The sequence below is a fragment of the Shinella sp. 838 genome (genome assembly GCF_029623935.1).
In the GTDB taxonomy this organism is placed as follows: Bacteria; Pseudomonadota; Alphaproteobacteria; order Rhizobiales; family Rhizobiaceae; genus Shinella.
On the sequence record NZ_JARSBQ010000010.1, the window covers coordinates 171,323 to 196,425 of the forward strand.

Below are 25,103 nucleotides of genomic sequence, written 5' to 3' on the forward strand. Positions count from 1 at the left end.
CGGTCTCCCCCCAAACCGTTCAGTGCCGTTCGATCGCCACCGCCGTCGCCTCGCCGCCGCCGATGCAGAGCGTCGCCATGCCGCGCTTCAGATCGTAGCGTTGCAGCGCGGCAAGCAGCGTGACGAGCACACGCGCGCCGGAGGCCCCGATCGGGTGGCCGAGCGCGCACGCGCCGCCATGCACGTTCACCTTGTCGTGCGGCAGGTCGAGATCGCGCATCGCCGCCATGGCGACGACGGCGAAAGCCTCGTTGATCTCGAACAGATCGACATCGGCAAAATTCCAGCCGGTGCGCTCGCTGAGCTTTTTGAGCGCGCCGATCGGCGCGGTCGCGAAAAGATTGGGTGCTTGCGCATGGGTGGCATGGCCGACGATGGTGGCGAGCGGTGAAAAACCCTCGCGCTCGGCCTGGGAGCGCCGCATCAGCACCAGCGCCGCCGCGCCGTCGGAGATCGAGGAAGCGTTCGCCGCCGTCACCGTGCCGCCTTCGCGGAAGGCCGGTTTCAGCGTCGGGATTTTTTCCAGTTTTGCCTTGCCGGGCTGTTCGTCGCGACTGACGACCGTTTCCGACCGTCCGGCCTTGACGGTGACCGGAACGATCTCGCCATCGAAAGCGCCGCTCTCGATGGCATCGCGGGCGCGGCTGAGCGAGGTGACGGCATAGTCGTCCTGTGCGGGGCGGGTGAACTGGTAGGCTTCGGCGCAATCCTCGGCAAACGTTCCCATCAGGCGGCCCTTGTCGTAGGCGTCCTCCAGCCCGTCGAGGAACATATGGTCGACGACCCGGCCATGGCCGAGCCGGTAGCCGCCGCGCGCCCGATCGAGCAGATAGGGCGCATTCGTCATGCTCTCCATGCCGCCGGCGACGGCGACCGAGGCGCTGCCGGCCGCGATGAGATCGTGCGCCAGCATGACGGCCTTCATGCCCGAGCCACACATCTTGTTGACGGTGGTGGCCCCGGCGGCGAAGGGCAGGCCCGCGCCGATGGCCGCCTGCCGGGCCGGCGCTTGCCCCTGACCGGCCGGCAGCACGCAGCCGAACACCGTCTCCTCGACAGTTTCCGGATTGACCCCGCTGCGCTCGAGCGCCGCGCGGATCGCGGCCGCGCCGAGTTCCGGCGCGGTGGCGTCCCTGAGATCGCCCTGAAAACCGCCCATCGGCGTGCGGGCCGAACCGACGATGACGATGGGATCCTGCAACATCATATCGAAACCTCCCGAAACCGATCTCAGCGCGGAGCCATGCGCAACGCGCCGTCGAGGCGGATGACCTCGCCATTCAGCATGACGTTCTCACAGATGTGGCGCACCAGGGCTGCAAATTCCACCGGCTTGCCGAGGCGCGTCGGAAAGGGCACGCTGCGTCCTAGCGAATCCTGCACCTCCTGCGGCATGCCGGCCATCATCGGCGTCTCGAAAATGCCCGGCGCGATGGACACCACCCGGATGCCGGAGCGCGCCAGCTCCCGCGCAATCGGCAAGGTCATCGCCGCAACGCCGCCCTTGGAGGCCGCATAGGCCGCCTGGCCGACCTGCCCGTCGAAGGCGGCGACCGAGGCCGTGTTGACGATGACGCCGCGCTCGCCGTCCGCCCCCGGCTCCTGCCGGGCGATGGCGGCGGCGGCGAGCCGGATCATGTTGAAGGTGCCGATGAGATTGATGCCGACGGTGCGGGCAAAGCTGTCGAGCCGGTGCGGTCCATCACGGCCGATCACCTTTTCACCGGGCGCGACGCCCGCGCAATTGACCAGCCCATGCAGATGGCCGAACCGTTCGAGCGCGAGGTCGACGGCGGCCTGGCCGTCCCTCTCCTGCGTCACGTCCGTCTGGATGAAGGCGGCGCTGCCTCCAAGTTCGCCGACGATGGCCGCGCCGGCCTCCGCATTGACATCGGCGATCACGACATTGGCGCCCTCGCCCGCCAGTATGCGGGCCACGGCGGCACCGAGGCCCGAACCGCCTCCGGTGACGACAAAGGTCTTTGCGCGGATCAACATGGCTGCTCTCCCTCAGCACAGTTCTTGTCCGTTGGGCCAGCGTGAAGTGTCGTGAACCGCGAATGGGTCGCACACCCTCGACGGGCCTGCCCATCCGTCTTGCATCACTCTACGATGGCGCGGTATTGCATGCGATGACCAAAGCGTCTCGATTTTTCGGCCAGTTTTACCATATCCTGCAGGGCATGACGATGACGGAAACCGGACGGCGAATGATATCACCCTTCTTTGTGGAAGAGGCGATCGATTGTCTGAAACGACAGGGAAAAGCACCTGAAAAGGTGCTTGCCTCCGTCGGCCTACCCGCCCGGATCACAGCGCCGATCTCCGCGGAAAGCTACGGTGCCCTGTGGCTGGCAATCGCGGCCGAGATGGACGACGAGTTCTTCGGCATGGGCGGCCGGCCGATGCCCAGCGGCAGCTTCACCCTGCTCTGCCACTGCGTCCTGCACGCCAAGACCCTTGACCAGGCGCTGCGGCGCGCGCTGCGTTTTCTGAACGCAATGCTGGAGGATCCGCAAGGCCATCTCGACATTTCCGACGGGCTTGCCCAGATCGTGCTCAAGGACGCCATCGGCCCGCGCACCGCCTTCGCCTACCGGACCTACTGGATCCTGCTGCATGGCATCACCTGCTGGCTCGTCGGTCGGCGCATTCCGCTGCGTATGGTGGACTTCCGCTGCGCAGAACCGGGCCACGGCGCCGACTACCGGCTGTTCTTCGGCGCTCCCGCGCGTTTTTCGCAGCCGGTCAGCCGTCTCGCCTTCGATGCCTCCGTGCTGAAACTGCCGATTGCCCGTAGCGAGCAGGCATTGAAACAGTTCCTGCGCAACGCGCCCGCCAACATCCTTGTCCGTTATCGCTACGATGCCGGCCTTGCGGCGAGCGTACGCAAGCGCCTGCGGCAGGTGCCACCCACCGCCTGGAGCGCCTTCGACGATCTCGCCGCGCAATTGCGCATGTCCCCCTCGACCCTCCGGCATCGCCTTCATGCGGAAGGCCAGAACTACGCGACGATCCGCGATGAAATCCGCCGGGACCTCGCCATCGAGATGCTGCAGACGACGGCGCTCGGCGTCGGGGAGATCGCCACCCGGCTCGGCTTCTCCGAACCCAGCGCCTTCCACCGCGCCTTCCGCAAGTGGACGGCGACGAGCCCGGCCGGTTTTCGCCGGGAGACGCTGGCATAGGCGCTGTCCGTCCGGGCATGCGTGCGAGAGGCACAGGGCGATCCCGTCACCAAGCGCAGCCCGGCCTCGTCCTTTAGCTTGCGCCTTCCTGCCCTGTGCCGAGATGCAGACCAACAATGGCGATCACGATAATCGCCACATAGGCTATGCGCTGGGCGCCCAGCGGTTCGCCGAACACGACGGCACCGACGAGAACCGAGCCGACCGCTCCGATGCCCGTCCAGACCGCATAGGCCATACCGAGGGGCAGGACGGACAGAGCTCTGGCGAGCGAAAACACGAAAGCCGCCAGAAGGAGGATGGAAAGAAAGCCCCAGCCCCAATGGGTCATGCCGTTCGATTTCTTGGTCGCCAGCGCCCAGAGCACGTCCAGCACGCCGGACAGAACCAGCAAGGTCCACCCCGCCGCGGCACTCATGCATCCGCCCCCGCGAAGCGCTCTGCAAGGGCCGCCAGTTGCACCTGCGCCTTTCCTGCCGCAGCGAGCACGCCCTCCGGCTTGCCAGCCGTCGGGCCGACGGGAACGATGTCCGCGTCACCCAGACCGATGAACGCCAGCGCCTGCCGCAGATAGGGCGTCGCAAGATCGGGCCGGCCCCAGGACGGGCCCTCGGAGAAATCGCCGGAGCTTGCGAGAATCGCGACAACGGGGCGCGGCCGCAGAAGCGGCGTGTAGCCGGTTTGCGGATCAAAGCGGAAGCTGAGGCCCGGCTGGGTCACGAGGTCGATATAGTGCTTGAGCCGGTAGGGGATTGAGAGGTTCCACACCGGCGTGGAAATGAGGACCGCATCCGCTGCATCGAGCCTTTGCACCAGATCCTCGATCGCCGCCCAGCTCTCGGCCTCCTGCGGCGTGAAGGAGCGGCCCGCTAGACGCGCATACTTCGCAGCAAGCAGAGGCCCGTCGAAGGCCGGCAGGTCGGCCTGCCAGACGTCGATCTCTCGGACCTGAAGGCCCGGGCGATGCGTTTCAAGCGCCTTTATGAAACCCGCCGCCGCCTTGCCGGAATGGGAGAGGTCCGCACGGGGTGACGCCTTGATATGCAGCAGTTCGGTCATGTCGATCTCCTTTGCTGGATCGACATATAAATTTGCGTCTGCGCGAATTCTTCTGCATGAATTACGAAACCAGTTCGCATTGGCGCGAAAATGCTCTCGACCGACGACCTTCTTCTGATCGCGGCCCTCGCACGCAGCGGAAAGCCCGCCGCGGCGTCCACCAGTCTCAATGTGCATCTTGCAACGGTCTATCGCCGGCTGAAGGAACTGGAGCAGGAGGCCGGCGCACCGCTGTTCCAGCGCCTCGGCGGGCAATATATCCCGACCCCGCTCGGCAGCGAGCTGGTCCGCGCCGCGACGGTCGTCGCGGCAAGCCTTGCCGAGGCCCGACGGCAGCTTGCGGGCGGCGAACAGCGTCTTGAGGGCCGCATCACCCTCACGACGCCCGATTCCCTGGTGCCTCTGGTCACCGCGCTGCTCCCGCTGGTCCGCCGGAAACATGCCGGCATCCGCTTCGACCTTGTGGTCTCCAACGCCTTTGCCGACATGGCGCGCTACGAGGCGGAAGTCGCAATCCGCCCCACACGGTCCCCGCCGGAGACATTGGTCGGCCAGCGGGCGGGCGCGTTCCGCTACGCAATCTACGCGAAAACCGGCAGCGCGACGGATCTGCCGTGGATCGCACTCGACGACAGTCTTTCGGCCATTCCCGCCGCCCGCTGGCTGGCCGTCCATGTAGCGGAAGAGGAGACCGTACTGCGAGTGAACAGCATGTGGGCCGCCGCCCAGGCCGCGGCAGCCGGCCTCGGACAGGCACTGCTGCCGGACTATCTGCACCGGTCGTTCGATCTTGAACGGCGGGGCGGCTTCATCGACACATTGGAATCGGAAGTCTGGCTCCTCGTCCATCCGGACCTGCGCCGCACACCACGAATCCAGGCCTTCATGGATCTGGCCGCCGGAAAACTCCGGGCGCAGTTGAAGGCAGGGTAAGAGCGTCAGCCGCGGCTCGATGGTGACATGCGGTACGTCCGGGCGCTCATCGTGCGGATCGAGGATGGGGCGGCCGGAGCGCACGCCGATGCGCCTCGGCCTTCGGGATCGCCTCGGGCAAGGGCCAGTCGATGAAGATCATATTCAGCTAGGAAAGAGCCATGAGCACGCAACTCTTCGACCTCACGGGCAAACGCGCCCTCGTCACCGGATCCTCGCAGGGCATCGGCCTTGCGCTGGCCAAGGGCCTTGCCGATGCCGGCGCCGACATCGTCCTCAACGGCCGCGACACCGCCAAGTTGCGGGCGGCAGCGGAAGTGCTCGGGGCCAGGTATACGCTCGCCTTTGACGCCACCGACCACGCGGCCGTGCGTGAGGCCATAGACGCCTTCGAAGCAGAAGTCGGCGCTGTCGACATCCTCGTCAACAATGCCGGCATGCAGCACCGCTCGCCGCTGGAGGACTTTCCCGCCGACGCCTTCGAACAGCTCCTGAAGACCAACATCTCCACCGTCTTCAATGTCGGTCAGGCCGTCGCCCGCCACATGATCGGCCGCGGCAAAGGCAAGATCATCAACATCGCGAGCGTCCAGACCGCACTCGCCCGCCCCGGCATCGCCCCCTACACCGCCACCAAGGGTGCGGTCGGCAATCTCACCAAGGGCATGGCGACGGACTGGGCGAAACATGGCCTGCAATGCAACGCCATCGCCCCCGGCTATTTCGACACGCCGCTCAACGCAACCCTCGTCGCCGATCCCGCCTTTTCCGCCTGGCTGGAAAAGCGTACGCCGGCGGGCCGCTGGGGCAAGGTGGAGGAGCTTGTCGGCGCGTGCATCTTCCTTGCCTCCGATGCTTCCTCCTTCGTGAACGGACACACGCTCTATGTCGACGGCGGCATCACGGCCTCCCTGTGAGGAAAACAGGCGCACCGTCCTGATGGGCGTCTCCGGCTGCGGCACGTCCGCCGTCCGCGCGGCACATCGCTCCGTTACCTTCGTGCACTTTTACGGCAGCAAGGAGCTGACTACCGCCGGCATGACCGGGCGGGCGGGGCATTTCATGCCGCTGCCGCCAGCGACTACGTGATCCCCAGCCTCAACTCCCCAGCATTGTACGCTGCGCCATCTTCCGCGATGCCGACACGGGCCCTTCTCGTCGCTCGGTTCCCCGGCCTCCCCTTCGTTGAGTACGACGCCCCTCAGGCCCTGCCAAAGACGGCTTTCAGCTCCGCGACATTCTCCGGCGACAACATGCGCCGGGGGGCACCGCGCAGGAGAACCAAGAGCTTGGCGGTTTCCTCCAGCTCCTCGGCGGCATAGACGGCGGAGACGATGTCCGTTCCGGTGACAACCGGCCCATGATTGGCGAGCAGCACGGCAGCATAACGCCCGCCGAGATCGCAGATCATCTCCCCCATCCGCGCGTCACCCGGCTTCACATAGGGCAGCAGCTTCACCGCGCCGACGCGCATGACGACATAGGGGGTGAGCGGCGGGATGCAGTCGTCGGGGTCCGTATCGGCAAGACAGGACAGCGCGGTGGCGAAGGTCGAATGGAGATGCACCACCGCGCCCGTCCCTTCCCGCGTTTCGTAGAACGCCCTGTGCAGGAACACTTCCTTCGACGGCTTATCACCGGAAACGTGGTTGCCGTCGCGATCGAGCTTCGAAAGCCGTGCCGGATCCAGGAATCCCAGACAGGAATTGGTCGGTGTCATCAGGATCCCATCCTCGACGGCAGCACTGATGTTGCCCGCCGATCCGACCGAGTAACCACGATCGAACAGTGATTTCGACAGGCGGACGATTTCTTCGCGCACCCTGTTTTCAGCTTTCATCGTCCGGCAAGCCTTTCCAGTGCCTTGTTGAAGAAGTCGGGCGCACCAAAATTGCCGGACTTCAGCGCCAGCGCTACGGGCCGCTCCCCGCCGGAGACGAGCACAGGCACGCCCGGGTCGATCTCTGCGCCGATCGTCAGCGCGCCGAGATCCAGCGCCGAGACGACCGCACCGGAAGTTTCCCCCCCGGCGACCACCAGCCGGCGAATGCCCGCCGAAACCAAGCTCCGCGCCGTCTCGGCAAAGAGCGCATCGATCGCAGCAGCGACCCGATCACGCCCGAAGCGGGCCTGCATCATCGTCACCGCCTCGGGTGTACCCGAAGAGTAAACCAGCGGCGCCTGGCCGGCATGGACGAGAAGGAAGGAGGTGAGGTCCGCCGTCGTGACCGTGCCGTCCAGAACGCCGGCGACATCCACGGCCAGCGTCGGATGGTTGCGGCTATGCACCGCAACCTGTTCGCGCGTTGCGCCGGAGCAGCTGCCGGCAAGGATCGCCTCCGGCCCCGCAATACCGACCGTGTCGGCCCCTGTACCGCGTGCAAGGCCTTTCTCGATGAAATTCGCGGCAAGACCAATCGCAATGCCCGAGCCACCGGTGATCAACCGGTGTTCGGCGGCAGCGCGGCCGATGGCGACAAGATCGTCATCGGTGATCGCATCGACGATGACGAGGGTGCGGTCGTCCCTCCCATGCGCCTCCAACGTCGCAGCGATCGCCGCGGGGCCGGTCCGCACCGCGGCGATATCGACATGTCCGACGTCCTTTGTCGTCTGGAGCCTCAGCCACCGACGGATATCCGCATCCGTCATGGGGTTGAGCGGATGGTTCTGGAGGCCGGATTCATGCAGGAGCTGGTCCCTGACGAAGAGATGCCCTTGATAGACGGTCCGTCCTGCCCCCGGAAAGGCCGGGCAGGCGATTACGCCCTTGACGCCCAGCGCATCGGCAAGCGCCTCGGCGACTGGGCCGATGTTGCCTCCCGGCGTGGAATCGAAGGTCGAGCAGTATTTGAAAACGATCTGCCGGCAGCCCTGGGCGAGCAGCCAGGAAAGGGCGGCAAGCGACTGCTCGACCGCCGCCGCGGCTGCGATCGACCGGCTTTTCAGCGCGATCACACCCGCCTCGACGGCAGGGTCGGCCTTTTCTTCGGGGATGCCGAGATACTGCACCGTGCGCAGGCCGCCCTCCCCCGGCAGTCCCTTGGCGAGGGTGTTGGCGATATCGCTCGCCCCCGTGAAATCATCGGCAATGACGCCCAGCAGCATGAATGATCCTTCCGCGAAATATCAGGCCGCGCCGAGAAGGCGCTTCAACTTGTCGATGGCGGCATCCGGGCTGGACAGGACCGGGATGTCCGTCACCGCCCGAACCGCCGGCACGGCCCGCGCCGTGGAGAAATGCGCAAGAACGATGCTCTCGAACCCCTCCAGCCCGGCAGCGGCCGACGCGACAAGCCGGTTGTGGGTTTCAACGTCGCCGGCCCGCACCGCTTCGATAGCGCCGTCCACAAGGAAACTCTCCAGCATCGCTCCGGGGGCCATCCGCGCGGCCTCCTCCCGGAATTCCGCCTCCATGCCCGCACGGGCCGGCGGGAAGGTGTAGAGCATGGCGGTTCTGCCACCGTGCCGGATCGCCGCCTCAAACATCGCCTCGTTCGGCTTGAGTACAGGAATGTCCACCGTTGTCGCCGCCTGCTCGATCGCCCGCCCGAAAGCCGAGCAGGTGAAGAGCACCGCATCGCTACCGATCTGCCGGGCATAAGCGGTCAGTGCAGCGATCCGCGCCATCAGTACATCCGTGATCTCCTCCTGCCGCGCCCGGTCGGGGGAAAGGCTGTCCTCCAGCAGGTTGACGACATCGGCCTCGGGCCAGGCGGACGAAAAGGCCAGCCTGATCGGATCCATGGCGATCGGCGTCGCGTGGATGAGGGTGATCCGGGGCGGTTTCGACATGACTTTCCCTTCGACTGCAGCGGCCACCGGCCTGATGCTCCGCTACCGCTGGCCCGCCGAAAACACCCAGACACTTTCCGGGGGGACACGCGCCCAGACCCTGCCCGAGGACAGCTGGCGGGCACCGTGCGCCTTGGCGACAAAATCGCCCCGGCGCAGGCGGTACTCCCAGCGGTCTCCGAGATAGATGCTGTCATCAAGCGTCATCTCCAGACTGCCCGCCTCGGGTTGGTCGCTGACACGGATCTGTTCGACGCGGATGACAGCACGGGCATCTTCCGCAGCCGCAAGGCCGCCCGCCTCGCGCACCGTGCCGTCGAGGCTCCAGTCGTCTCCGCCGATAATGGCCGCCTTGCCATCGATGGTCTTCACCTTCGCCTTGACGATATTGTTCGCGCCGAGGAAATCCGCGGAATAGAAGCTGTTGGGGTTGGAATAGATCTCCTGCGGTCCTCCCTGCTGGACGATCCGGCCATCTTGCAACAGCAGGATGTTGTCAGCAGCGGCGAGCGCTTCGCTCTGATCGTGCGTCACGAGGATGGCGCAGATTTCGAGGTCGAGGATCAGTTTGCGGATCCAGTAGCGGGCCTCCTCGCGCAGTTTCGCATCAAGGTTGGACAGCGGCTCATCGAGCAGCAGCACACGCGGTTCATAGACCAGCGCCCGGCAGATCGCGACGCGCTGCTGCTGGCCACCAGAGAGCTGCGAGGGAAAGCGGTCGGCAAGATGGCCGAGGCCCATGCGCTCCAGGATCGCCTGGACACGCTTTTCGATATCGGCCTGCGTGACGCCACGCAGCTTCAGGCCGTAACCGACATTCTCCCTCACCGTGCGGTGCGGCCAGAGCGCGTAGGACTGGAAGACGAGGCCAATATTGCGCTGCTCGGGAGGCAGCGCGAGCTTCCTTTCGCCATCGAGCACGGTCTTTCCACCGATGACGATCTGGCCGATTTCCGGCTGTTCGAGGCCGGCGACACAGCGCAGAAGCGTTGTCTTGCCACTGCCGGAGGCGCCTAGCAGGGCGACGATGGAACCGCGCTGCGCGGTGAACGATGCCCCTTTCAGGATCTGCAAACCGCCCAGCCATTTCTGGACATTGCTGACGACGAGTTCAGTCATGGATTTTTGCTCCCAGACGAAGGGCGAGGGCAAGGCCGGCGCCGGTCAAGACGATGCTGATGAGGGAAAGGGCGGCAATGGTGTTCATGGCGCCGGTCTGGAGAAGCGAGACCATTAGCGAGCCGATGACCTCCGTGCCGGCACCCATGAGATAGACGCCCGTCGCATATTCGCGCAGGAAGATGATCATGATCAGCGCCCAGGCGCCGGCAAGGCCCGGCCGAACGATCGGGATCACCACGTCCTTCCAGGTGCGGCCGATCGTGGCACCGGTGGTGCGGGCGGATTCTTCCAGCTCCGGCGCAACCTGGATGAGTGTGCCTTGCAGCAGACGCAGGCCATAGGACAGACCGACGACAACATAGGCGATGAAGAGGCTGACGAGCGTTGGGCGAAGCGGCGTCAGGAGTGGCACGAAGAGGAACACCCAGAAGAAGGCAAGGCCGATGACGAGACCCGGCAGGGCGCGCGGCAGGAGCACGATGTAATCGAGCACGGTGTTCGACAGGCCCCAGTTGCGATGCCCCGCAAGGCCGACCATCAGGTAGATGCCAACCGCCGCCGCACCGCCGACGACGGAGAGCAGAACGGTATTGATGATGCCACGCACCAGGCTTGGAACTTCCAGCATGCGGTCGAAATTCGAAAAGGTCAGCTGGTCCCAGAGATTGACGCCCTCACCCCAGGCATCGACGAAGGCGCGCACCGCAATGCCGCCGATCGGCAGGACGACGGAAACGAACAGCCAGAAACCGATGATGGAGAGCGCGATGACCTGGCCGCTGGTGCCGAGTTTCAGCGTGGCGACGCGTGCGCCCTTGCCGCCCATCGCGGCATATTTGCGCGTATTGCGCAGAAGCTTGCGCTGCATCCAGACGAGCGGCAGCGTGATGAGGATGAGAACGACGGCGACGACGGCCATCAGCTGGTAGGTGGGCGTGCCGAACAGCGTCGTGAGCTTGTAGATATAGGTGGTGAGCACCATGATGCCATTGGGATCACCGAGGACCAGAGGAATGCCGAAGGTCTCGAAGCCGAGCAGGATGTTGAGCGCAGCGGCGAAGATCAGCGCCGGCAGCACCATCGGCAGCGTGACATCGCGGGAGACCTGCCAGATGGACGCGCCGGTGGTACGGGCTGCCTCCTCGAGATCCGATGGCAGATTGCGCATGGCCGAGGAGACGTAGAGATAGACATGCGGCACATGGCTGAGACCGGCGATCAGGATCATGCCCGGCAGACTGTAGATGTTCCACGGCACGAAGCCGAGAATGCCGCGAATGAAGAGCGAGACGAAACCGGTCGGCCCGACGGACACCGTGTAGCCGAAGGCCAGCACGATGGACGAGATGAACATCGGCACCAGAACCAGGATTTCGAGAAGACGCTTGCCCTTGATGTCCGTTCGCGTGATCAGGAAGGCCAGCAGGCCGCCGAGCGGCACGGCGATGGCCACCATACCGAAGGAGAAGATCGCGGTGGTGGCGAGCGCCTTGTAGAAGTTCCGGTCGGTGAAGACGTATTTATAGGCATCGAGGCCGAACTGCGCCCGCGGGCTGAAGAAGGCCGCCGTCAGGAAGCTCTGGTAGACGATCAGGCCGACCGGCGCCAGGACGGCGAGGGCAAGGAGCCCGATGACGATGCGCCGGTACAGGCCGGCATTGCCGTGGCGCGGCATCCTGGCCGGATATTTCTTTTCAGCCGCGGCCTTGGACAGGTCGAGCGCAGCTGGCGCTTGAGCATGGGTAGACATTCCTAGCCTCTCGCAAATGGTGGCGGGGCCGGCCGCAGCGCGCGCTGCGGCCGGCGGAGCATCAGCGACCGAGGGCTGCCTTCCAGTCGTTGAGGAACTGGACGCGCTTGGTCGGCTCCATATACTCGAGCACGCCCTCATCGACCGCGATCGGCTTCAGGCCGCCGCCGACACGCTCGTTCAGCGTCTTGATGTTGAGACCGGCCGTCACGTCCTCGCGCACGGAAGGCAGGCCACCCTCGGCGAGCAGCGACTGACCTTCGCTGGACAGCATGAAATCAATGAACAGCTTGGCCGCATTCGGGTGCGGCGCATCCTTGGTCACCAGCGCAAGGCGCGAGAAGGCCGGCGTATAGTCGATCGCAAAATGCACGCCGAGGTTAGGGCTCTCCTTCACCCAGTCCAGCGCATAGGAACCGATGATGTTGATGGCGATGGCGTTCTCACCCGAGACCACCGTCTCCTTCATCCCGCCGGAGCTGGAATAGATTTTTGCGCCGTTCTCGCCCATGGCCTTGGCGAGATCCCAGAAATCCGGGCGGTTGCGCGCGTCATTGGAGTGGTGGAGGAAACCGGAACCGCTCTTTTCCGGATCAAAGGTTGCAACCTTGCCCTGAAGCTCCGTCTTGTTGTCCTTGAGGAAGACGATCAGGTCTGCATAGGTCTTCGGCAACTTGTCTTCCGAAAGCGCCTTGGTGTTGTAGATCAGGCCGACCGGTTCGACGGTCGTGCCGTAGAGCGCGTTCTTGTAGTTCGCCCAGGCGGGAATGTTGCCGGCTTCCGGCGAGGCATAGTCGCCGGCATAGCCGTCCTGCACCAGCGTCATCTGGAGGTCCATCGCCGAGCTCCAGACGATGTCGGCAGTCGTCTGGCCCGCGGCGGCCTCGGAGATCACCTGGTTGTAGGCGCCGTTCGTGCCGAGATCGTTATAGGCGATCTTGATGCCGTATTTCTTGGTGAAGCCGTCCTGCAGCTTCTGCGACTGGGCGGCGTCGGTCGAGGTATAGATCGAGACCGTGCCCTCCTCCTTCGCAGCAGCCACGATGGCCGCATAGTCGGCCGGATATCCGGCAGGAAGCTCCTCGGCGAATGCACCGAAGGTGGTCATGAGCGCAGTGCCGAACACAAGGGCAGCCGCGCGGGCGGATAGGATCCTGTTCATCATCTCATCTCCCATAGATTGAACCCGCGTCGCGAAAACAGCCGCGGGCAATGCGCGAGGGCCACTCCCTGCCCCCGCATCCTCCCCATTTGAGTTTTGGTTTTTAGAAAATAAAAACACAAACAGTACCGTCAGGCGCGCTTACGCTCGCCGCCACCGTTCCGAACCGCACCCGCCACGCGAGAGCCGAAAACGTCTGTGTTGGTGGCGCCACCGAGATCGCGCGTGCGCGAACCCGGATCAGCCAGGATCTCGTCGACGGCGCGCTCGATTTCCGCACCCGCCGCCTCGAACTGCGGCAGGTCGCGTTGCTCGCCGAGCCAGCTCAGCATCATCGCTGCCGACAGGATGAGCGAGGTGGGGTTGGCGATATTCCTGCCCTGGATGTCCGGCGCCGAACCGTGCTGGGCCTGAGCGCAGACGAGGCCGGTCTCGGCATTGGCATTGATCGAGCCGGCAAGGCCAAGGCTGCCGGAAAGCTCGCTTGCAAGGTCCGAGAGGATGTCCGAATAGAAGTTGGTCGCCACGATCACGTCGAAGCGCGAGGGATCGCGCACCAGATGGGCCGCCATCGCATCGATGATGACGTCGTTGAGCGTCACCTCCGGAAACTCGGCGGCAACCTTGTGGACCTGCTGCAGAAAGAGGCCATCGGTCAGGATGAAGTTGTTCGCCTTGTGGACCGCAGTCACCTTCCTGCCCCGCTTCATGGCGAGCAGGAATGCCTGGCGCGCAATGCGTTCGCAGGCCGAAGCCGTGATCTTGCGGACCGACAGCGCCACGTCCGGTGTTGGCATGAACTCGCCCGTGCCGGCGAACATGTTGCGGTCGGGGTAAAACCCTTCCGTCGCCTCGCGCATGATGACGAGATCCATCGTCTTGGCGTTGTTGAGGAAGGGACGCGAGCGGGCCGGGCGCACATTCGCATAGAGGTCGAGCTTGACACGGAAACCGGCAGAGACGTTCGCACCCCCCTTGTCGCGGGGCGGGTAGTCCATGTGCGACTGCGGGCCGAGGACGATGCCGTCGAAGGTACGCGCCCGTTCGATCGTCTCGTCCCGCAGCGTCGTGCCGAACTTTTCCAGGCTGGTGAAGCCGGTGTCTTCGAAGTGGTATTCGAGGCCGAGACCGAAGGCCGCATCCGCAGCCTTCAGGACCTCCATGGTTGCCGCGGTGATCTCGGGGCCAATCCCGTCACACGGCGTCACGAACAGTTTCATCAGATCCATCTCCCATAAGGCGACGAGCGATAGCGCCGCGCAATGTCACGGGAGAAGTATTGGCTTTTTTAATTCATAAATGCAATCTCTATTTTTCGGGACCTTCTTTTTCACGCGCCTGGTGCGACCAGGACCAGGCAACGGGCGACTTCTTGGAGAGCGCACCGCCGAGATGCCGGCGCATCGTGTAGGACGCCTCGACGATCTCGCCGCGCTCGAGAAGATCGAGAATTTCGAGGTGCTCCTGGCATTGCCGCACAGTGCGGCTGCGGTCGACGCGCGAGCGGTATTCGAGAAGACGGCGCATGCGGTTCACGCGCACGAGCGAAAGATGGAAGAACGGGTTGTTCGACATCTTGATCAGCTCCTCATGGAAGGACGCACCATTGTGCAGCAGCCGCTCGGCCGGTAGGCGCTCGATGTCGGTGTCCAGCATCCGCTGCTGGATACGCCGCTGCTCCTCGATGATCTTCCGGTCGAGGCGGAACTCCGGTTCCAGCATGGCGGCCGGCTCGATCAGCATGCGGAACCGATAGATCTGCTCGAAGGCCTCCGGCGTCTTCGCCACCGGCAGGAAACGCCAACCGTATCCCTGCTTGCGCTCCGCCCAGCCCTCGCGGGTAGCACGCATCAGGACATCGTTGAGCTGCGATTTGGTCAGTTCATAGCGCTCGCGCAACATCTGCTCGGTCACCTCGGCGGGGATGCGGTCCGTCAGCCAGTCCTCTGCCAGCCTCTGGTAGTCATTCGCGATCTCGAATGGCTCGGCATCGTCGCGTACCCGCTCGACGATGCCTCCGGCCGTCTCCCGCACGAAGAAGCCACGGTTTTCCTTCTGCTCCAGCAATCCCTGACTTGCCAGCATGTCCATCGCCTCACGCACAGGCGAACGGGAGACGCCGAAGCGGTCCGCCAGCTGCTGGGTCTTCACATGGTCGCCCACCGTCAACTCCCCGGAGGTGACGAGAAGGGTGATTTCGTTGGCGATGGTCTGGGCCAGTTGGCTGGAGCGCATGTCTTCGGTGTCCCTGGTCTTCCGGAGGGGCGTGTCGGGCAGAGGTTATTCCACGGGTGGGGCAAAAGAAACAATAGCCCAGATTTTTTGCATATCCTGCCGGATAAAAGCCAATGAGAGGCCAGATTCCGATTGACACATCCATATAATTGGCTTTTTAAGTTCTAAAAATCATTTTCTTGGAGCTTTCGGCGATGCGGCAGATCGAAACGGCGCAGGGAACCGCCCGGCTCGTCCCGTTGAACGAGGTCTTCGAAGGTCGGCTCGAACGCTTGCCCGTCGTCCTGCGCATCCTGCTCGAGAACGTGGCACGGCGCGACCCTGGCCGGCTGGCGGCCTTCGTCGCCGCGCTCGACCGCTGGATCGAGGACGGCACGAGCGAGGGGGAGGTCGATTTCCATCCGTCCCGCGTGCTGATGCACGACACGACCTGCGTGCCCGCACTGGTGGATATCGCCGCCATGCGCGACGCCATCGCCGAGGCTGGCGGCGACCCTTCGTCCCTGACCCCCGCGCTGCCCGTCGACGTTTCGGTCGACCACAGCGTGGCCGTCGACTGGTATGGTCGCCCGGGCGCGCGCGAACACAACATGCGCCGCGAGATGGACCGCAACAGCGAGCGCTACCGTCTGATGAAATGGGCGACCACCGCGCTGCCCGGCGTCCGGGTCCATCCACCCGGCACCGGAATCATGCACACGCTGAATCTCGAACAGCTCGCCACGGTCATCGGGATCGAGGGGCGCGACGGTGAGCGTTGGGTTGCGCCCGACACGCTCGTCGGCACGGACAGCCACACGCCGATGATCAACGGCATCGGTGTTCTGGCCTGGGGTGTCGGCGGGCTCGAGGCTGAGAGCGTGCTTTTCGGCATGCCGGTGACGCTGCGCATTCCTGACGTGGTCGGTGTCCACCTCACCGGGCGACTGAGGCCCGGCGTGCTGTCGACGGACCTCGCGCTCGAGGTCACCCACCTGCTGCGCCGGCACGGCATCGCCGGCGAGTTCGTCGAATTCTTCGGCGCGGGCGTCTCCACGCTGACCGGCGGCGACCGGGCGGTCGTCGCCAACATGGCGCCGGAATACGGCGCCTCGACCGGCTTCTTTCCGATCGATACACAAACGATCGCCTATCTTCGTGAAACGGGGCGCTCGGCCGATCATTGCGCGCTGGTGGAGACGGCGGCAAGAGCGCTCGGCCTCTGGTTCGATCCCGCCGCGGAACCGCGCTACACCCGCGTCGTCGAGCTCGATCTTGCAAACGTTGCGCCGCTTCTCGCCGGCCCGTGTCGGCCGCAGGACAAGCTGCCACTTGACGAGGCGGCACGGGCACTGGAGGCGGCGAGCGGCCAACCGTTCCGGCAGGGAACACAGGACATACCGGATGGCGCGATCGCCATCGCCGCCATTACGAGCTGTACGAACACCTCCGACCGTCGGCTGCTTGCCGCCGCAGGCCTCGTCGCACGCAAGGCCCGCTGCCTCGGCCTTCGCCCGCCCACCTGGGTCAAGACCTCCCTTGCGCCCGGCTCACCCTCCGCCGAGCAGTTTCTCTCGGCCAGCGGACTGCTTGCCGATCTGGAAGCGCTGGGCTTCGGCATCGTCGGCCATGGCTGTACGACCTGCATCGGCAATTCCGGGCCGCTGCAGCCGGACATGGCAGAGGCGATTGCCGGTGGAACGGTGGCAACGGCGCTGCTTTCAGGCAACCGTAACTTTCCGGGGCGTGTGCATCCGGCCCTGCAGTTCGGCTTTCTTGCGTCTCCGCCACTCGTCGTCGCCCTGTCGCTTGTCGGCAGGATCGTGCCCGATCCCATGAATGTAGAGATCGCCCGCGGGGCCGGCAGCAACCCGATCCGCCTTGGCGAACTGCTCGCGTCAGACGCGGAAATCGATGCTGTGGTGCGACAGTTTTCCGAACCGCAGGCCTTCAGGGAAGCCTTTGCGCAGGCCCGGCAATACGAACCCTGGCAACAGCTCGATGCGCCGCGATCCGTGCGCTTTCCGTGGTCCGAGACCTCCACCTATCTCCGCCGGCCGCCCTTTGCCGCCGCGGGACAGGAAAACCGGCTGGGCGCCTATACGGCCCATCCCCTGCTCGTCCTCGGCGACGACATGACGACCGACCACATCTCACCGGCCGGCCAGATCGCGACCGGCAGTCTTGCCGGGCAACACCTCATCGAACGCGGAGATCCCCCGGCCGACCTCAACGTCTACGCCGCCCGGCGCGGCAACTGGCAGGCCATGGTGCGCGGCCTTTTCGACAACCGGACTGCCGCGAACGTCCTGATCGGCGGCCGGCCGGCCTCGCGGACCATCCATGCGCCGACGCTGGAGGAAGGCCCGCTCTGGGACGTGGCCGAACGATACTGGGCGGAGGGCCGTTCCATCGTCCTCGTCGCCGGCGAACGCTACGGCACCGGCTCGTCGCGCGACTGGGCCGCCAAGGGCGTGGCGCTGCTCGGCGTGCGCGCGGTGCTCGCCCGCAGCTTCGAGCGCATCCACCGCACCAATCTCGTCGGCATGGGCGTGCTTCCCATCGTGATCGACCGCGCGACGCCCTTTTCCCCGGGGCCGACGGACCGTATCGAGATCGACGCCACGCAGGTGGTACCGCGTGGCCCGATCAGCGTGACCCTGCTGCGGCCCGATGGCACCCGCCAGCAATTGCAGGCCCACGCCGCAGTGGAAACGGACCGGGAGGCCGCCATCCTGGTTTCCGGCGGCATGATCCCGGCGATCCTCTCCGCGAGGCTTCGCCGACAGTCCTGAAGCATTCGTCGCGGGGATGCGGCAACACCCCCAAGACGATAGTGGCCTATTTCGACGGGTCCTCGTTTCCTTTCCCACCGCGCCCGCCTGCAAGGGCAAGCATGTCGGAGAACAGGGCCGTCCATTGGGCCTCTGTGATATCGATGAGGCCGAAGGCCTTCAGCAGGAAGGCGCCCTCACCGGCGAGGAAAGCGAGCGCCGCCTGCCTGTCCTCCGCCTTGTCCATATCCAGCCCCGCCAGGCGATGTGTGTACCAGACCCGGCTCGACGCCACCTGCTCCGGGCTTTGCAAGAGGGCCGTCATCATCACGGCGGAACGAGAGTACTCCGCCTCGTCGCTGTCGCGGGTCGCGAGCAGATGTCCGCGGATGACGGACTGCGGCGAGCGGTCATCGCCCGCATGCGCCATCACCTCCCCCTCGAACGTGCTGCCCCAGCGCTCGATCATCGAGCGGATCAAATTCTCCTTCGTGCCGAAGCAATATTGCACGCCGCCCTTCGTGATGCCCGCGGCGCGCGCGACGGCATCGAAGGTCAGGCCCGCCGCACCGTCCGAGGCCACGATGGCCTCCGCGGCGTCCAGAACACGGTCGCGATCTATACTGCGCGGTCGTCCTGCCATTTCACCCCTTCCATTTCAATACGAACGTATTTATATAGCGCCCCACGCGCATGCAACCTCTAAACACCATGCCCAAGGATCATACCCATGTCTCGTGGTAAACGCTGGCTCGTTCTCGCCGTCGTCTCCAGTGCCCTCTTCCTGATCGTCATCGACATGACGGTGCTCTACACGGCCCTGCCCAAACTGACGCACGCACTGTCAGCGACAGCCGCGGAAAAGCTCTGGATCGTCAACGCCTATCCACTAGTTGTCGCCGGCCTGCTGCCCGGTCTCGGCACGCTGGGCGATCGGCTGGGCCACAAGCAGATGTTCATGGCCGGCCTCATCGTGTTCGGTCTCGCCTCGCTCGGCGCGGCCTTCGCCCCCTCCTCCGCCCTCCTGATTGCCGCACGCGTCGTCCTGGCCGCCGGGGCCGCGATGATGATGCCCGCCACGCTGTCGCTCATCCGCCTCACCTTCACCGACGAGAAGGAGCGCGCCTTCGCCATTGGCATCTGGGCTGCGGTCGCCTCGGGCGGGGCAGCGCTCGGCCCCGTCGTCGGCGGGCTGCTGCTCGAATATTTCTGGTGGGGTTCCGTCTTCCTGATCAACGTTCCGGTCGTGCTCGTCGCGCTCGCGGCAAGCGCCGTCCTGCTCGCCCGCCGCGCGGGAGACCGCAACCGGCCCTGGGATCTCCTCGGCTCCGTGCAGGTGATGTTCGGCCTCGTCGGCCTCACCTATGCCGTCAAGGAAGCGGGCAAACGTGATCCTTCCTGGGAAAGCGCAGCCATCGCGCTCGCCATCGGCCTTGCGGCGATGACGGTGTTCATCCGCCGCCAGCGCCGCAGCACGGCACCGCTGATCGATTTCGCGCTCTTCGCCAATCCGCGTTTTACCGCGGGCGTCGTCACCGCACTCGTCGCCTCCGCCGCCCTCATCGGCGTGGAGCTGGTCTTCAGCCAGCGGCTTCAGCTCGTGCTCGGCTATTCCCCGCTTGAGGCCGGCCTGCTCATTCTGCCGATCCCCGCAGCCGCCTTCTTCGCCGGGCCGCTCACCGGGCTCGCCTTGCCGCGCCTCGGTGGTGAACGGGTACTCTGGGCCGCACTGCTGCTGTCCGGGCTTGCGCTTGCCGCCTTCCTCGCCACGCACCAGGGACCGACGGGTTACTGGATCGCGGCCCTCGCCGCGATGGGCGTCGGTGTCGGCGCCTCCATGACGGCGGCATCGGCCGTGATCATGCTCTCGGCACCGGAGGAGCAGGCCGGCATGGCCGCCTCCGTGGAGGAGGTTTCGTTCGAACTGGGCGGCGCGCTCGGCATTGCACTGCTCGGAAGCCTGATGTCCGCCCTCTACTCGAAGGCGATGGTGGTGCCGCAAGGCATAGCGCTTGCCGACGAGGCCCGCGACAGCCTCGACGAGGCGCTGGTTCTTGCCGACGGCCTCAAACCGGACCAGGCACAACAGGTCATCACCCTTGCCCAGTCCGCCTTCGACTATGCCTTTGTCGGCGTTGTCGGCGTCGCCGTGGCGATGCTGATTGCGGTCGCTTTCACGCTCTACTGGAAACTGAGCCCGCGCTGATCATCGCACGAGTGCCGCGCTACGCGCGGCCTCACTCCACCCAGGCACCGTTGCGCGCGACGATACGGCCGCGCTTGACCACGAGGCTGCGCTTCGGCCGGTCGACGAGGATCTGCGCCCGGTTTTCGCCCTCGATCAGCACAAGGCTGCCCTCGCAACCGACATCGAGGCCGTAGCCTTCAAGATCGAGCAGGGCGGCGCCGCGCGCCGTGCCCATGTCGAGCGCAGCGACCAGCTCGTCATCGGTGCGGCAATAGGAGCGGTAGGACAGCAGCCAGCAGCGCTCCAGCATGTCGCCGTTGCCGTGCGGGTTCCAGGTGTCACGCAGGGAATCCGAGGCGACGGCGCATCTGACGCCGCGTCGAGCCAGCTCGAACATCGGCGGAAAATCGATCTCGCCCGGAACGGCAGAGATGATGCCGATATCGTTTTCCGCAAGGACGTCGATCATCCTGTCCACCGCATCGGCCGCCCCGTCGCCAAGACAGAAGGCATGGCTGACAACGACGCGGCCCTGCATGCCGTTCGCCCTGGTACGCTCGGCGATCATCTTCAAGGTGGCCAGGCCGAGTTCGCTCGCCTCGTGCAGGTGGATGTCGATCTTCGCCCCCTTGCGGCTGGCGATGTCGAAGACCGTGTCGAGATGCCCTTTGGGATCACCGTCGATATCGGTCGGATCGATGCCGCCGATGATGGATGCCCCCTCGTCGAGCGCCGCCTCCATCAGATCCGCCGTGCCGGGATCGATCATCATGCCGAGCTGCGGAAACGCGACGAGTTCGAGACCCACGGCGTGGCGCGTCCTTTCATGGGCGCGCAGCACCGCATGCAGGTTGTCGAGCTTGTAGCCGCTGGAAATGTCGACATGGCTGCGGATATGGGTCGAGCCCATGGCAACGCACTGCCGCATGAGGTTGCCGGCGCGCTCCTCCGTGCTCCAGGGCAGGTTCTGGCGGATCTCGACCTCGTTGTCGATCATCGCACGCAGCGAGGGCGGCACATTGATGCTGTGCCACGGCAGGCCCCAGAGGATCTTGTCGAGATGCACGTGCGGCTCGACGAAGGGAGCGATGGCGACGGCATTGCCGCCATCATGCGCGGGAACGCCCGGCTCGCGCGGCAGGTTCGCGCCGATGGCGACGATCCTGCCGCCCTTGATCAGGATGTCGGCAGTCTCACCGCCATCGGGCCGGACATTGGTTACAAGCAGGTCGGTCATTTCGGAGAACCCTGAAATCAGCACGGATGCGGGTGGAGAACGTCATTCTTTTCCCGCTTTGCCAATCTCCGCTCTCCACCGTCCACTTGGCAACCGTTGAGGATGCAAGCCTCAATCGACCTGGGCGACGAGGCCCGCGGACTTGATACCGGCAACCGCGCAGATCTCGTCATTGTCGGAGGTATCTCCGGTGATACCGACCGCACCAAGCAGCGCCCCGGCGGCATCGCGGATCAGCACGCCGCCGGGAACGGCGACGATCTTGCCACCCGAGACGGCGGTCAGGCCTTCAATGAAGTGCGGGCGCTCCTTCGCGTTCTTGTCCAGCCAGCGTGAGCCCATGCCCACGGCGAGCGAACCATAGGCTTTGCCGAAAGCGATCTCATAGCGCAGCATGGAGGCACCGTCCTGCTTCTGGAAGGCCTTCAGGTGCCCTCCGGCATCGAGCACCGCCACGGTGAGCGGCTTGAGGCCGGCCTGAGCGCCCGCCTCCAGGGCGGCGGCGATGATGCTGTTGGCGACGGCAAGGGTAAGTTCGGCCATGTCTGTCCTCGTAGGGTCCTGTTTTCCGAAAGGTCCCGGCGAAGGATCGCCGGAACCCGAACTGTCGAAAGCTTCGCTGCCCTTCTATCAGGCGGCGATGGCGCGGTCTGCTGCCATTTCGCCGGCAATCGTATCCGTCACCATCTGCGCAGTCGCTGCCGAAAGTGTCCAGCCGAGATGGCCATGGCCGGTGTTGTAGAACACACCCGGCTGACGCCCCTTGCCGACCCGCGGCATCATGTTGGGCATCATCGGGCGGAGGCCCGCCCAGGGCACGACACGATTGGTATCGGCCTCGGGAAACAGCATGCGCGTCCAGTCGACGAGCGGCTTGACGCGATCGTGGCGGATGTCGCGGTTCATGCCGTTGAATTCGGCCGTGCCGGCAACGCGGAAACGGTCGGGGCCAAGACGGCTGGTCACGATCTTCGCCCGGTCGTCGAGCAGGCTCACCCAGGGGGCTGCCGCCTGGCTGCGCTCGTCATCGAGATGCACGGTGATCGAGTAGCCCTTGACGGGATAGATATTGACCCGGTCGCCGAGCATGGCGGCAATCTGGCGGCTGGCCGTGCCGGCGCAGACCACGACGCCATCCGTCTCGACCTGGCGCTCCGCGCCCTCACCCGTCGCATAGCTGATGCGGAATGCACCGTTTCTGCCGATCGCCGTCACGCGGGCATCGAAAAGGAACCGGGCGCCCCGGCGCTGGCAGGCCTTCGCAAGGCCCGAGGTGAACTTGTGGATGTCGCCGGTCGAATCCGACGGCGTGTAGAAGCCGCCGTGGAAGGCCCCGTGCAGGGTCGGCTCGATCGACTTGACCTCTTCGGCCGTCACCGCCCGGCGGTCGAGTCCGCCCTCGGTCAGCATGGCGTTGACCTTCGCGGCGTGGTCGAAGCTCGCCTTGTCCCAGTAGATGTGCAGGATACCGCGGCGCACATGGTCGAAATCGATGTTTTCGCGCTCGGCGATGGAGAAGAGGTGCTGCCGGGCGGCGATCGCCAGACGGGTCGTTTCCACCGTGTTGTCGCGATAGCGCATGATGTTCGAGACGAACTCGGCAAGCCAGGAATATTTGTGCCAGGTCGGCCGCGGGTTCATCAGCAGCGGCGCGTCGTTCCGCATCATCCATTTGACACCCTTGAACAGGGTGGACCAATGGTTCCAGACCTCGGCATTGCTGGCGGAAAGCTGACCGCCATTGGCAAAGGAGGTTTCCATGGCAGCGTAGCGCTGGCTTTCGAGCACGGTGACGTCGAAGCCACGTTCAAGAAGGGCATAGGCAGTGGTGACGCCGGTAATACCGGCGCCGATAACGGCGATATGGGGCATATAGGTCTCTCGCTCCGTATGACATCAGGGTACGGGCCGGAGCCCGCGTTTTCCCCAATCTGTCACGGTACCTGAGAGTTTACCCGCACGGCACGGCCGCGGCGGCTTTCCCCTTCGGTGGACGCTCACAGCGTCTCTCTCCAGATCGTTCAACTGCACGGTCACTTGTGCCTGAGAGTTTCCTGGGGGGTTGCTCCGTCGGCGCCGGCCTTGCAGCCGGTCTCTCCCATGCAGTCTTGTCGAACGCGCGCAGGCTACCGCAATCTTGAGGAGAATCAAGAGGGGCGATGACGATGTCCCGAAACTTCCGCCCCGGCACCGGCAGGCAGCGCGAGGAAACGCAGGGCCGAGACGAGCCCGATGGCGGCGATGCACAGGAAGGCGGCACGGATATCCACCAGCATGCCACCGCCAGCGGCCTCGGGGAAAAGGGCGGCCGAAAGGCGGATGACGGCGGCGGCAACGGCGACGCCGAGAAGCTGCGCGAGCTGCTGCAGCATGGCGGAGATGGTGGTCGCCGCGCTACGCTGGGCGGGCGTGACATCGGCAAAGGCGATCGTCGTCAGCGCGGTGAACTGCATAGAGCGGGACAGTCCGCAAACGATCAGCAGCCCGAAGAGCAGCAGCCACGGCGTGTTACCGTCGACGAAAGCGAAGGCGCCGATCGTCAGCGCAGCGACAAGGCCGTTGACGACGAGCAGCGTACGGAAGCCGAAAAGGCGCAGCGCCGGCGTCGTCACGCTCTTCATCAGGAGGTTGCCAAGGAAATAGACGAGCACGAGCGAGCCGGTCTCGACGGCGTCCATACCGAGGCCGACCTGGAACAGGAGCGGCAGCAGGAAGGGCGTGGCATTGACCGCAAGCCGCCCGGCAGTACCGGCCGAGAGCGTCGCGAAGGCAAAAGTCGGAACCTTGAGCACGGCCATGTCGAGCAGCGCATGCGGCGCGCACCGGAGATGACGGACGGCAGCCCAGCCGGCGACGAGGCCGAGGGCGAGAACGGCAAGCGTGCCGGCGCCGCCCGTCGGCGCGCTGGAGAGCTCCAGGCCGGCAAGCGTGAGGGCGAGCGCGCTTCCCGTCAGCAGGAAGCCTTTGAGATCGAAGGGGCGCGCGCCCTCGGCCGGCACTTGCGGCACGAAGAACAGCACGAGCGCCACGCCGAGCAGGCCGAGCGGCAGGTTGATGAAGAAATTCCACTCCCAACCGGCATGGGTTGTAACCCAGGCGCCGATCAGCGGCCCGACCACCGGCGCGATCAGCGCCGGCCAGGTGATGGTGGCGATCGCTCGCACCAACTCCGCCTTCGGCGCGCCGCGCAGCACGAGCTGGCGCCCGACGGGCGTCATCAGTGCGGCGGATGCGCCTTGGACGAGCCGCGCCGCGGTGAACTCGCCAAGCGAACCGGAAAAGCCGCAGGCGACGGAAGAAAGCGTGAAAAGTGCGATCGCCGTCACGAAAACTTCGCGGGTGCCGAACCGGTCGGCAAGCCAGCCGGCCGGCGGAATGAACACGGCCATGGCAAGCAGATAGGCCGTGAAGCCGATGTTGAGCGCCACGACATCTGTCGAGAAGGCCTTCGCCATCGCCGGCAGCGACGTCGCGATGATCGTGCTGTCGAGCATCTGCATGAAGAACGCCACGGCGACGACGGCCGGGACGATGCGGGTGCGGTGGAGCGGTATGGGCTGTGAGGGAATGGAAGACATCGCAATCACAAAAAAGCGACGGCGTTCAAGACGCCGCCGTCCGATCCTATAGAACAATTCCAGCGAGAGCGCGAAGCGGATTTGCCGGACGTGCAAGGAGACA

22 protein-coding genes and 1 riboswitch are annotated in these 25,103 nt (G+C 65.2%); of the genes, 5 read left to right on the plus strand and 17 right to left on the minus strand.

The features are described from left to right. Nucleotides 1–19: 19 nt before the first annotated feature. Both P9A16_RS25190 and P9A16_RS25195 read right to left on the minus strand, forming a co-directional pair. Nucleotides 20–1,207 carry an acetyl-CoA C-acyltransferase gene (locus P9A16_RS25190; protein WP_023517503.1) on the minus strand — a complete coding sequence of 396 codons (1,188 nt, stop codon included), beginning with the start codon at nt 1,205–1,207 and terminating at the stop codon, nt 20–22. A 23-nt stretch (nt 1,208–1,230) separates the two neighbouring features. Further along, on the minus strand, nt 1,231–1,998 hold the full coding sequence (locus P9A16_RS25195) for a 3-hydroxyacyl-CoA dehydrogenase (protein WP_024270620.1): 768 nt from the start codon (nt 1,996–1,998) through the stop codon (nt 1,231–1,233). Between the two features lie 191 nt (nt 1,999–2,189). On the opposite strand from P9A16_RS25195, the gene P9A16_RS25200 reads away from it, so the two are divergent. Beyond that, the gene (locus P9A16_RS25200; protein ID WP_037407467.1) at nt 2,190–3,188 is read left to right on the plus strand and encodes an AraC family transcriptional regulator; all 999 of its coding nucleotides are present in this window, start codon (nt 2,190–2,192) and stop codon (nt 3,186–3,188) included. Between the two features lie 73 nt (nt 3,189–3,261). Here the strand turns inward: P9A16_RS25200 and P9A16_RS25205 are convergent, their stop codons facing one another. Both P9A16_RS25205 and P9A16_RS25210 read right to left on the minus strand, forming a co-directional pair. Then, on the minus strand, nt 3,262–3,606 hold the full coding sequence (locus tag P9A16_RS25205) for a DMT family transporter (protein WP_023517029.1): 345 nt from the start codon (nt 3,604–3,606) through the stop codon (nt 3,262–3,264). Then, nucleotides 3,603–4,247, minus strand: coding sequence for an FMN-dependent NADH-azoreductase (locus P9A16_RS25210; RefSeq protein ID WP_023517030.1), 645 nt, complete (start codon nt 4,245–4,247; stop codon nt 3,603–3,605). Before P9A16_RS25210 ends, P9A16_RS25205 begins: the two co-directional genes overlap by 4 nt. Nucleotides 4,248–4,337: 90 nt before the next feature. On the opposite strand from P9A16_RS25210, the gene P9A16_RS25215 reads away from it, so the two are divergent. Then, a complete protein-coding gene (locus P9A16_RS25215; protein WP_023517031.1) occupies nt 4,338–5,180 on the plus strand; it encodes a LysR family transcriptional regulator in 843 nt (280 codons plus the stop codon). A 161-nt stretch (nt 5,181–5,341) separates the two neighbouring features. Further along, the gene (locus P9A16_RS25220; RefSeq protein WP_272791816.1) at nt 5,342–6,097 is read left to right on the plus strand and encodes an SDR family oxidoreductase; all 756 of its coding nucleotides are present in this window, start codon (nt 5,342–5,344) and stop codon (nt 6,095–6,097) included. A gap of 284 nt (nt 6,098–6,381) precedes the next feature. On the opposite strand, the gene otnC is transcribed toward P9A16_RS25220, so the two are convergent. The 8 genes from otnC to P9A16_RS25260 form a co-directional block, all read right to left on the minus strand. Continuing rightward, on the minus strand, nt 6,382–7,020 hold the full coding sequence (otnC, locus tag P9A16_RS25225) for a 3-oxo-tetronate 4-phosphate decarboxylase (protein ID WP_023517034.1): 639 nt from the start codon (nt 7,018–7,020) through the stop codon (nt 6,382–6,384). Then, a complete protein-coding gene (gene otnK, locus P9A16_RS25230) occupies nt 7,017–8,288 on the minus strand; it encodes a 3-oxo-tetronate kinase (protein WP_024270093.1) in 1,272 nt (423 codons plus the stop codon). Before otnK ends, otnC begins: the two co-directional genes overlap by 4 nt. Nucleotides 8,289–8,309: 21 nt before the next feature. Further along, nucleotides 8,310–8,975, minus strand: a complete 666-nt coding sequence (locus P9A16_RS25235; RefSeq protein ID WP_023517442.1) for an Asp/Glu/hydantoin racemase — start codon at nt 8,973–8,975, stop codon at nt 8,310–8,312. Nucleotides 8,976–9,017: 42 nt separating this feature from the next. After that, nucleotides 9,018–10,094, minus strand: coding sequence for an ABC transporter ATP-binding protein (locus tag P9A16_RS25240; RefSeq protein WP_023517443.1), 1,077 nt, complete (start codon nt 10,092–10,094; stop codon nt 9,018–9,020). After that, a complete protein-coding gene (locus P9A16_RS25245) occupies nt 10,087–11,847 on the minus strand; it encodes an ABC transporter permease (RefSeq protein ID WP_023517444.1) in 1,761 nt (586 codons plus the stop codon). Before P9A16_RS25245 ends, P9A16_RS25240 begins: the two co-directional genes overlap by 8 nt. A 61-nt stretch (nt 11,848–11,908) precedes the next feature. Continuing rightward, nucleotides 11,909–13,012: an ABC transporter substrate-binding protein gene (locus tag P9A16_RS25250; protein WP_023516910.1), complete on the minus strand. Its 1,104-nt coding sequence runs from the start codon at nt 13,010–13,012 to the stop codon at nt 11,909–11,911. A gap of 128 nt (nt 13,013–13,140) precedes the next feature. Beyond that, complete coding sequence (locus P9A16_RS25255) at nt 13,141–14,229, minus strand: isocitrate/isopropylmalate dehydrogenase family protein (RefSeq protein WP_023516909.1); 1,089 nt, start codon at nt 14,227–14,229, stop codon at nt 13,141–13,143. A gap of 88 nt (nt 14,230–14,317) precedes the next feature. Continuing rightward, a complete protein-coding gene (locus P9A16_RS25260; RefSeq protein ID WP_278026010.1) occupies nt 14,318–15,244 on the minus strand; it encodes a GntR family transcriptional regulator in 927 nt (308 codons plus the stop codon). Nucleotides 15,245–15,438: 194 nt separating this feature from the next. On the opposite strand from P9A16_RS25260, the gene acnA reads away from it, so the two are divergent. Next, nucleotides 15,439–18,018: an aconitate hydratase AcnA gene (gene acnA / locus P9A16_RS25265; RefSeq protein WP_278026011.1), complete on the plus strand. Its 2,580-nt coding sequence runs from the start codon at nt 15,439–15,441 to the stop codon at nt 18,016–18,018. 46 nt (nt 18,019–18,064) lie between these two features. On the opposite strand, the gene P9A16_RS25270 is transcribed toward acnA, so the two are convergent. Beyond that, on the minus strand, nt 18,065–18,640 hold the full coding sequence (locus P9A16_RS25270) for a TetR/AcrR family transcriptional regulator (protein WP_278026012.1): 576 nt from the start codon (nt 18,638–18,640) through the stop codon (nt 18,065–18,067). 87 nt (nt 18,641–18,727) lie between these two features. Here P9A16_RS25270 and P9A16_RS25275 point away from each other — a divergent pair, with 87 nt between their 5' ends. Next, nucleotides 18,728–20,203: an MFS transporter gene (locus tag P9A16_RS25275; RefSeq protein WP_278026013.1), complete on the plus strand. Its 1,476-nt coding sequence runs from the start codon at nt 18,728–18,730 to the stop codon at nt 20,201–20,203. A gap of 31 nt (nt 20,204–20,234) precedes the next feature. Here P9A16_RS25275 and P9A16_RS25280 read toward each other — a convergent pair whose 3' ends face one another. The 4 genes from P9A16_RS25280 to P9A16_RS25295 form a co-directional block, all read right to left on the minus strand. After that, nucleotides 20,235–21,422, minus strand: coding sequence for an amidohydrolase family protein (locus P9A16_RS25280; protein ID WP_278026014.1), 1,188 nt, complete (start codon nt 21,420–21,422; stop codon nt 20,235–20,237). A gap of 111 nt (nt 21,423–21,533) precedes the next feature. After that, the gene (locus P9A16_RS25285) at nt 21,534–21,965 is read right to left on the minus strand and encodes a GlcG/HbpS family heme-binding protein (protein ID WP_278026015.1); all 432 of its coding nucleotides are present in this window, start codon (nt 21,963–21,965) and stop codon (nt 21,534–21,536) included. A gap of 87 nt (nt 21,966–22,052) precedes the next feature. Beyond that, complete coding sequence (locus tag P9A16_RS25290) at nt 22,053–23,294, minus strand: D-amino acid dehydrogenase (RefSeq protein ID WP_130518362.1); 1,242 nt, start codon at nt 23,292–23,294, stop codon at nt 22,053–22,055. Nucleotides 23,295–23,442: 148 nt separating this feature from the next. Then, a riboswitch (glycine riboswitch) is annotated at nt 23,443–23,533 on the minus strand. Nucleotides 23,534–23,569: 36 nt separating this feature from the next. After that, entirely contained in the window at nt 23,570–25,000 is a 1,431-nt protein-coding gene (locus P9A16_RS25295) for an MFS transporter (RefSeq protein ID WP_024270278.1), read from the minus strand. Nucleotides 25,001–25,103 lie beyond the last annotated feature (103 nt).